The sequence below is a fragment of the Enterobacter adelaidei genome (assembly GCF_041937165.1).
GTDB lineage: Bacteria > Pseudomonadota > Gammaproteobacteria > Enterobacterales > Enterobacteriaceae > Enterobacter > Enterobacter adelaidei.
Map to the genome: position 1 here is coordinate 3603102 of NZ_CP154353.1, position 13146 is coordinate 3616247.

General features: G+C 55.6%; 11 protein-coding genes. 8 read left to right on the forward strand and 3 right to left on the reverse strand.

Going from position 1 to position 13146, the window contains the following annotated elements; translation table 11 throughout:
- Positions 1-37 precede the first annotated feature (37 nt).
- The 8 genes from proV (at position 38) to leuA (ending at position 10087) form a co-directional block, all read left to right on the forward strand.
- Positions 38-1240 (forward strand): glycine betaine/L-proline ABC transporter ATP-binding protein ProV, encoded by a 1203-nt coding sequence (gene proV, locus AAHF05_RS17510; RefSeq protein ID WP_028016797.1) that lies wholly within the window; start codon positions 38-40, stop codon positions 1238-1240.
- Positions 1233-2297 (forward strand): glycine betaine/L-proline ABC transporter permease ProW, encoded by a 1065-nt coding sequence (proW, locus tag AAHF05_RS17515; RefSeq protein WP_028016798.1) that lies wholly within the window; start codon positions 1233-1235, stop codon positions 2295-2297. The genes proV and proW overlap by 8 nt, the downstream gene beginning before the upstream one ends.
- Positions 2298-2306: 9 nt before the next feature.
- Complete coding sequence (gene proX / locus AAHF05_RS17520; RefSeq protein WP_028016799.1) at positions 2307-3302, forward strand: glycine betaine/L-proline ABC transporter substrate-binding protein ProX; 996 nt, start codon at positions 2307-2309, stop codon at positions 3300-3302.
- 138 nt (positions 3303-3440) lie between these two features.
- Positions 3441-4625, forward strand: coding sequence for an MFS transporter (locus tag AAHF05_RS17525; protein ID WP_028016800.1), 1185 nt, complete (start codon positions 3441-3443; stop codon positions 4623-4625).
- Positions 4626-4939: 314 nt separating this feature from the next.
- Positions 4940-5470, forward strand: coding sequence for a transcriptional repressor MprA (gene mprA, locus AAHF05_RS17530; protein WP_028016801.1), 531 nt, complete (start codon positions 4940-4942; stop codon positions 5468-5470).
- Positions 5471-5598: 128 nt separating this feature from the next.
- Positions 5599-6771 (forward strand): multidrug efflux MFS transporter periplasmic adaptor subunit EmrA, encoded by a 1173-nt coding sequence (gene emrA, locus AAHF05_RS17535; RefSeq protein ID WP_028016802.1) that lies wholly within the window; start codon positions 5599-5601, stop codon positions 6769-6771.
- A 16-nt stretch (positions 6772-6787) separates the two neighbouring features.
- Positions 6788-8335: a multidrug efflux MFS transporter permease subunit EmrB gene (gene emrB / locus AAHF05_RS17540; RefSeq protein ID WP_049006031.1), complete on the forward strand. Its 1548-nt coding sequence runs from the start codon at positions 6788-6790 to the stop codon at positions 8333-8335.
- Positions 8336-8431: 96 nt separating this feature from the next.
- A complete protein-coding gene (gene leuA, locus AAHF05_RS17545; protein WP_129324915.1) occupies positions 8432-10087 on the forward strand; it encodes a 2-isopropylmalate synthase in 1656 nt (551 codons plus the stop codon).
- Here the strand turns inward: leuA and AAHF05_RS17550 are convergent.
- The 3 genes from AAHF05_RS17550 to gshA all read right to left on the reverse strand — a co-directional run bounded on the left by AAHF05_RS17550 (position 10074) and on the right by gshA (position 13106).
- On the reverse strand, positions 10074-10838 hold the full coding sequence (locus tag AAHF05_RS17550; RefSeq protein WP_129324914.1) for a helix-turn-helix domain-containing protein: 765 nt from the start codon (positions 10836-10838) through the stop codon (positions 10074-10076). The genes leuA and AAHF05_RS17550 overlap by 14 nt on opposite strands.
- Before the next feature lie 54 nt (positions 10839-10892).
- Positions 10893-11408, reverse strand: a complete 516-nt coding sequence (gene luxS, locus AAHF05_RS17555) for an S-ribosylhomocysteine lyase (RefSeq protein WP_008499539.1) — start codon at positions 11406-11408, stop codon at positions 10893-10895.
- Between the two features lie 153 nt (positions 11409-11561).
- Complete coding sequence (gene gshA, locus AAHF05_RS17560) at positions 11562-13106, reverse strand: glutamate--cysteine ligase (RefSeq protein ID WP_028016806.1); 1545 nt, start codon at positions 13104-13106, stop codon at positions 11562-11564.
- Positions 13107-13146: the final 40 nt, after the last annotated feature.

The window sequence follows — 13146 nt, forward strand, 5'->3', positions numbered from 1 at the left end:
TATCGGCATAAACAAATAACAGGACACTCTCTATTGCATGGCAATTAAATTAGAAGTGAAAAATCTTTATAAAGTATTTGGCGAGCACCCGCAGCGCGCATTCAAATATATTGAGAAAGGCCTTACGAAAGAGCAAATTCTGGAAAAAACCGGGCTATCGCTTGGCGTTAAAGACGCCAGTCTGGCCATTGAAGAAGGCGAGATTTTTGTCATCATGGGATTATCCGGTTCGGGTAAATCCACTATGGTTCGCCTTCTCAATCGCCTGATTGAACCCACCCGCGGACAGGTACTGATTGACGGCGTGGATATCGCCAGAATATCAGACGCCGAGCTTCGCGAGGTGCGCAGAAAGAAGATTGCAATGGTGTTCCAGTCATTCGCGCTGATGCCGCACATGACGGTGCTGGATAATACCGCTTTCGGCATGGAATTAGCCGGCACGCCGGCTCAGGAACGCCAGGAAAAAGCCCTTGATGCACTGCGTCAGGTAGGGCTGGAAAATTATGCTCATGCCTACCCGGATGAACTCTCCGGCGGTATGCGTCAGCGTGTGGGATTAGCCCGAGCATTAGCCATTAATCCAGACATATTATTAATGGATGAAGCCTTCTCAGCGCTCGATCCTTTAATTCGCACCGAGATGCAGGATGAGCTGGTAAAATTACAGGCCAAACATCAACGTACGATTGTCTTTATTTCCCACGATCTCGATGAAGCGATGCGTATTGGCGATCGTATTGCCATTATGCAAAATGGCGAAGTCGTACAGGTCGGCACGCCGGATGAAATTCTCAATAATCCGGCGAATGATTATGTGCGAACCTTCTTCCGCGGCGTGGATATTAGCCAGGTCTTTAGCGCCAAAGATATTGCCCGCCGTACACCGAACGGCATTATCCGTAAAACGCCTGGATTTGGCCCACGCTCCGCACTGAAGCTGTTGCAGGATGAAGACCGGGAATACGGTTATCTGGTTGAACGCGGCAATAAATTTGTCGGCGTGGTTTCCATCGACTCCCTGAAAACCGCCCTGAGCGAAAACCAGGGAATTGATGCGGCGGTAATCGACACTCCGCTTGCCGTCGATGCCGAAACGCCACTCAGCGAGCTGCTCTCTCACGTGGGTCAGGCGCCGTGCGCCGTACCCGTCGTCAGTGAAGAACACCAGTACGTCGGCATCATCTCAAAACGCATGTTGCTGCAGGCTTTAGATCGCGAGGGGGCAAACAATGGCTGATCAATCAAACCCGTGGGGCACCACTGAGGCCGCAGACAGCGCGGCACAATCTGCCGATGCGTGGGGTTCCACGCCAGCACCTGCCGATGGCGGCGGCGCGGCAGACTGGCTCAATAGCGCACCGGCACCGGCGCCAGAACACTTCAACATCATGGACCCGTTCCACAAGACGCTGATCCCGCTGGACAGCTGGGTGACGGAAGGGATCGACTGGGTAGTCACCCATTTCCGTCCGGTATTCCAGGGGATCCGCGTCCCGGTAGATTACATTCTCAACGGCTTCCAGCAGCTGATGCTGGGCATGCCCGCGCCGGTGGCGATTGTGCTGTTTTCCCTGATCGCCTGGCAGTTTGGTAGTGCCGGTATGGGGATCGCCACGCTGATCTCGTTGATTGCGATTGGAGCCATTGGCGCGTGGTCGCAGGCGATGATCACCCTGGCACTGGTGCTGACCGCCCTGCTCTTCTGCATTGTCATCGGTTTGCCGATGGGGATCTGGCTGGCACGCAGCCCACGGGCGGCGAAGATCATTCGTCCATTGCTGGATGCGATGCAGACGACACCTGCATTCGTCTACCTGGTGCCTATCGTGATGCTGTTCGGCATCGGTAACGTGCCGGGCGTGGTGGTGACAATTATCTTCGCCCTGCCGCCGATTATTCGTCTGACCATTCTGGGGATTAACCAGGTCCCTGCCGACCTTATCGAAGCGTCACGCTCTTTCGGCGCCAGCCCGCGCCAGATGCTGTTTAAGGTTCAGCTTCCGCTGGCGATGCCGACCATCATGGCAGGCGTCAACCAGACGCTGATGCTGGCCCTGTCGATGGTGGTGATCGCCTCGATGATCGCCGTTGGCGGTCTGGGGCAGATGGTTCTGCGCGGCATCGGCCGTCTCGATATGGGGCTGGCGACCGTCGGCGGTGTCGGGATTGTGATCCTCGCCATTATTCTTGACCGCCTGACTCAGGCTGTCGGTCGTGATTCACGCAGTCGCGGCAACCGTCGCTGGTATACCACCGGCCCTGTCGGGTTACTCACCCGCCCATTCATAAAATAAGGAACAACGATGCGACATAGCGTACTTTTTGCCACAGCGTTTGCCACCCTTGTCTCCACCGGCACCTATGCGGCCGACCTGCCGGGCAAAGGCATTACCGTGCAACCGGTTCAGAGCACCATTTCGGAAGAGTCCTTCCAGACCCAGATTGTCAGCCGTGCGCTGGAGAAACTGGGCTATACGGTGAATACCGCCAGCGAAGTGGATTACAACGTTGGCTACACCTCGATTGCCTCCGGCGATGCCACCTTTACCGCCGTCAACTGGCAGCCACTGCATGACGATATGTATGCCGCCGCCGGGGGGGACAAGAAATTTTACCGCGAGGGCACCTTCGTGACCGGTGCGGCACAGGGTTATCTGATCGACAAGAAAACCGCCGATAAGTACCACATCACCAATATTGAACAGCTGAAAGATCCGAAGATCGCCAAACTGTTCGACACCAACGGTGACGGCAAAGCCGACATGATGGGCTGCTCACCGGGCTGGGGTTGTGAAGCGGTCATTAACCACCAGAACAAAGCCTATGATCTGGCAAAAACGGTCGATGTGAGCCACGGTAACTACTCGGCGATGATGGCCGACACCATTGCCCGTTTCAAAGAGGGCAAACCGGTTATCTACTACACCTGGACCCCGTACTGGGTCAGCGACGTGTTGAAACCGGGTAGAGACGTGGTGTGGCTGCAGGTACCGTTCTCCTCCCTGCCGGGTGAGCAGAAAGATATCGACACTAAACTGCCGAACGGTATGAACTACGGCTTCCCGGTAAACACCATGCATATCGTCGCCAACAAAGCCTGGGCGGAGAAAAACCCGGCGGCAGCGAAGCTGTTCTCAGTGATGAAACTGCCGCTGGCCGACATCAACGCCCAGAATGCCATGATGCATGCAGGTAAATCGTCCGAGGCTGATATCAAAGGTCATGTGGACGGCTGGATAAAAGCCCACCAGCAGCAGTTCGACGGCTGGGTGAAAGAGGCGCTTGAGGCGCAGAAGTAATATTCCGAATTCCCTCTCCCCCCCGGAGAGGGAACCTAAACCGCACAATACAACACCCAACACTCCCCCAACTTTCACAATCATTGGGTATGATGGTTTCCGGAAAAATAATCACTCAACTAATGATTTCTGAAACCAATGACCAAAACAACGCAAGGGCTTAGCCCCGCACTCATCCTTTTAATGTCCGTGGCAACGGGTCTGGCGGTTGCCAGCAACTATTACGCACAACCTCTGCTTGATACCATCGCCCGTGCGTTCAATCTCTCCGCCAGTTCCGCAGGCTTTATCGTCACCGCTGCACAGCTCGGCTATGCCGCCGGGCTGCTGTTCCTGGTGCCGCTGGGGGATATGTTTGAGCGCCGAATGTTAATTGTCTCCATGACCCTGCTGGCCGCCGGCGGGATGCTGATCACCGCCAGCAGCCAGTCATTAACAATGATGATTATCGGCACCGCGCTCACAGGGCTGTTCTCTGTCGTGGCGCAAATTCTGGTCCCGCTCGCCGCCACTCTCGCCTCCCCCGAAAAGCGTGGCAAGGTGGTGGGCACCATCATGAGTGGCTTGCTGCTGGGGATTTTACTGGCTCGTACCGTTGCAGGGTTGCTGGCAAGCCTCGGTGGCTGGCGCACCGTTTACTGGGTGGCGAGCGTATTGATGGTCGTGATGGCGCTGGCCCTGTGGCGCGGCCTGCCGAAGGTAAAGCAGGAGAATCACCTGAACTATCCGCAGCTTCTGGCCTCCGTTTTCAGTCTGTTTACGCAGGATAAACTCCTGCGCACTCGTGCCCTGCTGGGGTGTTTCACCTTCGCCAATTTCAGTATTTTGTGGACGTCGATGGCTTTTCTGCTGGCCGCGCCACCGTTTAACTATTCTGAAGCGACGATTGGTCTGTTCGGTCTGGCTGGCGCCGCTGGTGCTCTGGGTGCGCGTCCCGCTGGCGGGCTTGCCGATAAGGGCAAATCCCATCTGACCACCTCCGCAGGGCTGATTTTACTTCTGCTCTCCTGGGCGGCGATTTGGTATGGGCACGTCTCGGTACTGGCGCTAATCGTCGGTATTCTGGTGCTCGACCTCACCGTGCAGGGCGTTCACATCACCAATCAGACCGTGATCTATCGCGTGAAGCCAGAGGCACGTAACCGCCTGACGGCCGGATACATGACCAGCTACTTTATTGGCGGCGCAGCGGGTTCATTAATTTCCGCCTCTGCGTGGCAGCATGCGGGTTGGTCAGGCGTATGTGGAATTGGGGCTATCGTCGCCGCGCTGAACCTGCTTGTATGGTGGCGCGGTTACCATCGTCAGGATGCGATTAACTAAGTTTTACATTGCGTTGGGCCTCTTAGGGTATAAAGAGGCCCTTCAGTCTGTTAATGTAAACGTAATCATTTATCCCAGAAATTTTAATGTGGGTGACATATTTACAATCGGCATGAATAGTTCAGACCCCCGTCCTCACACCCTCTCTTCAGCGGGTTCACACCCTACGCTTTCTGTGCTCACCGGGTCACGGACTTACCCGGCGCTTTCTGATGGTGACATAAGTTTGGCGGATATAACCGCACAAATAATTCATTTACATTATTTGTCACTATCGTTACTATATCGGCTGTAATTAATGAGGTTATGCCCAAATGGATAGTTCGTTTACGCCCATTGAACAAATGCTTAAATTCCGCGCCAGTCGCCATGAGGACTTCCCGTATCAGGAAATCCTGCTGACTCGCCTGTGCATGCACATGCAGGGTAAGCTACTGGAAAACCGTAATAAAATGCTGAAAGCTCAAGGGATTAACGAGACGTTGTTTATGGCGTTGATTACGCTGGAGTCTCAGGAAAATCACAGTATTCAGCCTTCCGAACTGAGCTGCGCACTGGGCTCCTCCCGTACCAATGCGACCCGTATTGCTGATGAGCTGGAAAAACGCGGCTGGATTGAGCGCCGTGAAAGCGACAACGATCGCCGCTGCCTGCATCTGCAACTGACCGATAAAGGTCACCAGTTCCTGCAAGAGGTGCTGCCACCTCAGCACAATTGCCTGCATAAACTCTGGTCTGCCCTCAGCACCACCGAGCGTGACCAGCTTGAGCACATCACTCGCAAGCTGCTTACCCGTCTGGACCAGATGGATGAAGACGGCGCTATTCTTGAGGCGCTGCGCTAACGCGACGACACGCTCGAACATCCAGATTTAAAAAAGAAAACTGACAGGCCAGCACGTCACACTGCTGGCCTTTCTGACAACAGGTCGGCTCAGCCGATGTGAAAATAAGAAGATCGTGGAGAACAACAATGAGCGCAAATGCGGAGAGCACTACCCCGCAGCAACCGGCCAACAAGAAAGGCAAACGTAAGAGTGCCCTTCTTCTGTTGACCTTGCTCTTTATCATTATTGCCGTGGCATATGGGATCTATTGGTTTTTAGTATTGCGTCATGCTGAAGAGACAGACGACGCTTACGTGGCAGGGAACCAGGTACAGATTATGGCGCAGGTGTCAGGCAGCGTGACGAAAGTCTGGGCTGATAACACCGACTTTGTGCAAAAAGGCGATGTGTTGGTGACCCTCGATCCGACCGACGCCCAGCAGGCCTTTGAGAAAGCACAGACCGCGCTGGCCTCCAGCGTCCGTCAGACTCGCCAGCTGATGATCAACAGCAAACAGCTGCAGGCCAACATTGACGTGCAGAAAACCGCACTCGCCCAGGCGCAGAGCGACCTGAACCGCCGTGTTCCGCTCGGTACCGCCAACTTGATTGGCCGTGAAGAGCTGCAACATGCGCGCGATGCCGTTGCCAGTGCTCAGGCCCAGCTGGATGTGGCTATTCAACAGTACAACGCCAACCAGGCGATGGTGCTGGGTACCAGCCTGGAAAACCAGCCTGCCGTGCAACAGGCGGCGACAGAAGTCCGTAACGCATGGCTTGCCCTGCAGCGTACTAAAATCGTCAGCCCGATGACCGGCTATGTCTCCCGCCGTTCAGTACAGCCTGGAGCGCAGATTAGCCCGACCACACCGCTGATGGCCGTTGTTCCGGCAGACAATCTGTGGGTCGATGCCAACTTTAAAGAGACGCAGCTTGCGCATATGCGTATCGGCCAGGCGGCGACAGTTATCAGCGATATTTACGGCGATGACGTCAAGTACACCGGGAAAGTGGTGGGTCTGGATATGGGGACCGGCAGTGCCTTCTCCCTGCTGCCAGCACAGAATGCCACCGGTAACTGGATCAAAGTGGTTCAGCGCTTGCCTGTACGTATTGAGCTGGATCCAAAACAGCTCGCAGATCACCCGCTGCGTATCGGCCTCTCAACGCTGGTTACTGTGGATACCGCCAACCGCGAAGGTCAAATCCTGGCAAGCCAGGTGCGTAGCAGCCCGGCTTATGAAAGTAACGCCCGTGAAATTAGCCTCGATCCGGTCAACAAGCTGATCGATGACATCGTGAAGGCAAACGCTGGTTAATCCGAAGGTGAGCGTTATGCAACAGCAAAAGCCGCAAAAACCGTTGGAAGGCGCGCAGCTGGTCATTATGACCATCGCGCTGTCGCTGGCGACATTCATGCAGGTGCTGGACTCAACCATCGCAAACGTGGCGATCCCGACCATCGCCGGTAACCTTGGCTCGTCACTGAGCCAGGGGACCTGGGTAATTACCTCGTTTGGGGTGGCAAACGCCATCTCAATCCCCATTACCGGCTGGCTGGCGAAGCGCGTCGGTGAAGTGAAGCTGTTCCTGTGGTCGACAATTGCCTTTGTTCTCGCCTCCTGGGCGTGCGGCATGTCCACCAGCCTGACGATGCTGATTTTCTTCCGCGTCATTCAGGGGATTGTGGCCGGGCCGTTGATTCCCCTGTCACAGAGTTTACTGCTGAACAACTACCCACCCGCCAAACGCTCTATCGCGCTGGCGCTGTGGTCGATGACGGTGATCGTCGCGCCGATTTGTGGGCCTATCTTAGGCGGCTATATCAGCGATAACTATCACTGGGGCTGGATCTTCTTTATCAACGTACCGATTGGCGCCGTGGTAGTCATGATGACGTTGCAGTCGCTACGCGGCAGAGAAACCCGGACGGAACAGCGCCGTATCGACGCCATTGGTCTGGCATTGCTGGTTGTCGGCATCGGTAGCCTGCAGGTCATGCTCGACCAGGGCAAAGAGCTGGACTGGTTCAACTCCCGGGAGATCATCATCCTGACGATTGTCGCGGTGGTGTCGCTGAGCTTCCTGATTGTCTGGGAGTTAACCGACGATAACCCGATAGTCGACTTGTCGCTGTTTAAGTCGCGAAACTTCACCATAGGCTGTCTGTGTATTAGCCTCGCCTACATGCTCTACTTCGGCGCTATTGTTCTGCTGCCGCAGCTATTGCAGGAGGTATATGGCTATACCGCAACCTGGGCGGGTCTTGCCTCTGCGCCAGTGGGATTGATTCCGGTCCTGTTGTCGCCGATCATCGGCCGTTTCGCCCACAAGCTCGACATGCGCAGGCTGGTGACATTCAGCTTTATCATGTACGCCGTGTGCTTCTACTGGCGCGCGTATACGTTCGAACCGGGAATGGACTTTGGCGCCTCTGCGTGGCCGCAGTTTATTCAGGGCTTTGCGGTGGCGTGCTTCTTTATGCCACTGACCACCATCACGCTTTCTGGCTTACCGCCTGAGCGCATGGCGGCGGCATCGAGCCTGTCGAACTTTACGCGTACGCTGGCAGGCTCCATCGGGACGTCGATCACCACGACGCTGTGGACCAACCGTGAGTCGATGCACCACGCTCAACTCACTGAAGCGGTAAATCCGTTCAACCCTAATTCTCAGCAGATGTATGCCCAGCTTCAGGGAATGGGAATGACGGAACAGCAGGCTTCCGGCTGGATCGCCCAGCAGATCACCAACCAGGGGCTGATTATCTCCGCAAACGAGATTTTCTGGGTGTCGGCCGGGATCTTCCTCGTTCTGCTGGGTCTGGTGTGGTTTGCCCGTCCACCGTTTGGTGCCGGTGGTGGAGGCGGTGGCGCGCACTAAAGCGCGTTGTCCAAAACGCGACAGTTATTGTCAGTTTCGATAAAGCAGCGCTCCTGAAATCCATTCACGATAGTGAAAAGACAACAGGAGCGCATCATGCTGAACACACCCGCCGACAAATACCAGCCTTACCCCCCCCTTTCACTGCCCGACCGCCGCTGGCCGGAGCAACGCATCACCCGCGCGCCGCGCTGGCTCTCCACCGATTTACGTGACGGCAACCAGGCCCTGGCCGAGCCCATGGACAGCACGCGCAAGCTGCAGTTCTGGGAATTGCTGCTGAACTGCGGATTTAAAGAGATTGAAGTCGCCTTTCCTTCCGCCTCACAGACGGATTTCAACTTTGTTCGCCAGTTAATTGAAGAGAACCGCATCCCGGATGACGTCACCATTCAGGTGTTAACCCAGGCGCGGGAAGACCTGATCGTCCGCACCTTTGAATCGTTACGCGGCGCGAAACGGGCCACCGTCCATCTGTATAACGCCACCGCCCCGCTGTTCCGCCGCCTGGTTTTTGGCATGGAGAAAGCGCAAATCGTGGAGCTGGCAACACGCTCCGCGCGGCTTATCCGCAAGCTCTGTGAAGAGAACCCGGAAACCCGCTGGCAGTACGAATACTCCCCGGAAACCTTCTGCTTTACCGAGCCGGAGTTTGCGCTGGAGATTTGTGAAGCCGTGGCAGAGATCTGGCAGCCCTGCAATGAGCGACCAATGGTGGTCAACTTACCCGCGACTGTCGAAGTCAGCACGCCGAACGTCTATGCCGATCAGATTGAGTATTTCTGTCGCCACTTCAGCCGCCGTAACGATGTCTGCATCAGCGTCCATCCGCATAACGATCGCGGTACGGGTGTCGCCAGCGCTGAACTGGCCGTGATGGCAGGTGCCGACCGCGTGGAAGGGTGTCTGTTTGGCAATGGGGAACGTACGGGGAACGTCTGTCTGGTGACGCTGGCGATGAATCTCTACAGTCAGGGCGTTAACCCGAATCTCGACTTTAGCGAGATGAATCGGGTGGTGGAAGTGGTCGAAACCTGCAACCAGCTTCCCGTGCATCCGCGCCATCCATGGGCAGGACGGCTGGCCTATACCGCCTTCTCCGGCTCACATCAGGACGCGATCAAAAAAGGCTTTGATGCCCGCAAGCCTGGCGAACGCTGGGAGATACCTTACCTGCCAGTGGACCCGCAGGATATCGGCTGCACCTACGAAGCGGTGATCCGCGTGAACAGCCAGTCCGGGAAAAGCGGCAGCGCGTGGCTTATTGAACAGAACCACGGCCTGAAATTACCCCGCGCGCTGCAGCAGGATTTCAGCCAGCACGTACAGCAGGAAACGGATCGCCACGGAAAAGAGATGACGCAAAATGCACTGTGGCTACTGTTCCGTACCCGTTACGGCCTGGTGGCAACGCCACAATTTGCCTTGCAATCGTACCGCAGCGACAGCCAGCAGGACGGGCAGTTGCGCTTAACGGCAAGCATCGCCACGCAGGGGGGAACACGCCAGCTGGAGGGCCAGGGTAACGGTCTGCTCTCCGCCGCCGCTCAGGGCTTAAGCCGCTGGGTCAACGCCCCGTTTGTAATTAAGGATTATCACGAGCATACCTTAGGCGAACGCAGCGACAGCCGATCGGTGGCCTATATCCGCTGCCTGTTCCAGGACGGCACCAGCCGCTGGGGCGTGGGCATTGACAGCGACGTGGCGCGTGCGTCGCTTCAGGCGCTCTTTAACGCCGTCAGCCGTTTTTAAAGTAATCGCTGGGAGAGACACCCATCACCCGACGAAACATCGCCGTAAAGGCACTGTGACTGCCGTAACCCAGTTCCAGTGCCACGCGTAGCACCGGCTGACCCTGTGCCAGCCGCACTAACGCCTCCAGCAAGCGAGCCCTTCTCAGCCACTCAAAGTAGCGTAATCCTGTCTGCTGCTGAAAATGCCGGTTCATCGTGCGCTCACTCATTCCAAGCGAACTCGCGGCCTGAAGGCTGTTCCAGCGATCTCCTGGTGACTGACGGATCTGCTGGCACAGGTGGCGTAACGGGGCGCTCTCCGGCTCAGGCAGATGAAATGGCAGCACAGGCATGATGCGAATTTCATCCAGAATAAGTTCATACACGCGCTCATCTCGACTCCCCGGCGAGTAAGATTCAGGCAGTGCGAGAGAAGCGAGGATCAGTTCACGTAACAGTGGGGAGATCTGCACGATCTGGCACGCTGCTGGGAGATCGGCACGCGCCAGCGGATCGATAAACAGCGTGCGCGCCGCAACGTTGCCGGTGATACGAAGCGAATGGCGCGTCCCCGCTGGCAGCCAGACGCCGCGGCCAGGAGGAACCACCCAACAACCGGATGCGGTATCAACCCGCACCACCCCGCTCAGAGCATGCAGCAGTTGCGCGCAGTCATGCTCATGCCAGGGTTCGCTGTCGCCATGAACATAATCATGGGCAAAAGGAACGAGGGGACGATGGGTAAAGGTGAACGTTGAGGTTGTGGTCATGGGGTTAAACAACCCTCGCTCTCCCCTCTCCCAACGGGAGAGGGAAAAGGCGCACTAGATGTGCAGTTCCTGCAGTTTTTCTTTCGGCAGAGCCAGCTCTTCATTGCTGTTCACGCGAACATCACGCTCAATAATGTGACGCGCAATTTCCTGTGCTTCTTCCAGGGAGTGCATCTGGTAAGTACCACACTGGTAAACGTTCAGCTCAGGGATTTGGTTCTGCTCTTTCACCTTCAGCACGTCTTCCATGGCTGCTTTCCAGGCATCTGCGACGCGTTTCTCTTCCGGCTGACCAATCAGGCTCATGTAAAAACCAGTACGGCAGCCCATCGGAGAGATATCAATGATCTCAACGCCGTTGCCGTTCAGGTGGTCACGCATAAAACCAGCGAACAGATGCTCCAGAGTGTGAATACCTTTCTCTGGCATCACTTCTTTATTTGGCACGCAGAAACGCAGATCGAAGACGGTGATCGTGTCGCCGTGCGGGGTGTGCATGGTCTTCGCCACGCGAACTGCAGGTGCTTCCATACGGGTATGGTCGACAGTAAAGCTATCTAATAACGGCATACGTCACCTCCGATAGTGATTTTTTTTAAAATAAACTGAACTCTTCTACAGAATGCGCGTCTGAGTATATGAAAGACGCGCATTTGTTATCATCATCCCTGAATTCAGAGATGTATATTTTGGCCACAGCGATGTGGCCTTTTTCTTTTCTGCTTAAGCCTGCTTCGCCAGAAACGCCTCAAACGACTCGGTATCCGCCGCTTCAACCTCTTTCTGACGCACAATAGATGCATCGCGTTCTGCTACAAAATCCGCTTCGCTCAGCACTTCTAACGGCTCCTGCATCAGCATCTCACGGTATTCTGCTCCGAGTGAACGCCCCGTGCCACCAATACCTTGATCAATCATTGAACGCAGAATGCGTGCTGAGAACGTCAGTTCCGGATTATCAAAACATTCCACCAGCTGGTCGCAGATCTGTTGATATGCGTCGCCACCGTCGATGCTGTCCATCGTCCGGGCAACACGTTTAAGATCACGGAACAGATCTTTACCGACTTTCGTCAGCGGGAACTGTGCTGTTTCGCAGCCAATGCCCAGCGTCAGACCCGGTTTACGGCCTTCCAGAATTACGCGGTTCCAGTTTGTACGGGTACAAAGCAGCTCGTCTGAACTCATTTCAGGCGCATCCGCCAGAACGCACCAGACCATAAACAGATCCAGGAAGCGAATCTGCTGCTCATCAACACCAATCGGTGAGAACGGGTTGATATCCAGCGAGCGCACTTCAATGTATTCGATCCCGCCGCGCTGCAGCGCGTCCGACGGTGTTTCACCGCTGCGCGTCACGCGCTTAGGACGAATTGGCGCGTACAGTTCATTCTCAATCTGCAGCACATTGCTGTTGATTTGCAGACGCTTGCCGTCTTTCTCGAGGCCGATTTTCTCGTACTCTTCCGACGGGGTTTTGATCGCCCGCTTCAATCCTGCCACATATTCGTGCAATTCGTTAAACGTAATACCGAGATTGCTTTGCGATTTATTGGTATAACCAAGATCGCTCAGGCGCAAGGAAGTCGCGTACGGCAGATAGTACATCCCGCACTCGGTTTTCTCGAACGGCAGCGTAGTCGGTTTCCCCTGCAGGAACGATGAGCAAATGGCAGGCGACGCACCAAACAGGTACGGAATCACCCAGCCGAAACGATAATAGTTGCGGATCAGGCGGAAGTAGCCCGCAGAGATCGCATCCTTATCCGTTTCATCACATTTCGCCTGCCAGAACGCCATGGGCAAAGAGAAGTTGTAATGCACGCCAGAGATGGTCTGCATTAACGCGCCATAGCGGTTTTTCAGCCCCTCACGATAGAGCGTCTTGAGCCGCCCAATATTAGATGTGCCATATTGAGCCAGCTCGATCTCCTGTCCCTGCTCGATATAGCACGGCATGCTGAGCGGCCACATACGCTCATCGCCCAGGTTGCGCGCGGTATAGCGATGAATGTCGCGCAAGATCGTCAGCATATGATCAATATCACCCTCTACCGGAGTGATGAACTCCAGCAGCGCTTCAGCGAAATCGGTTGTGATCCATTTATGTGTCAGCGCCGAGCCTAACGCCTTCGGGTGACCCGTCGTCGCTAAACTGCCGTCCGCGTTTACGCGTAGCGTTTCACGCTCAAGACCACGCTGAATACCCTTCAATGCCTGAGGGTGGTTTTCCAGCCAGGCCAGCGCCTGAGATACGTCCGGGATCAAATTGACCTCCCGCCTGTCAAAGTAATGTTACTCAGCATAA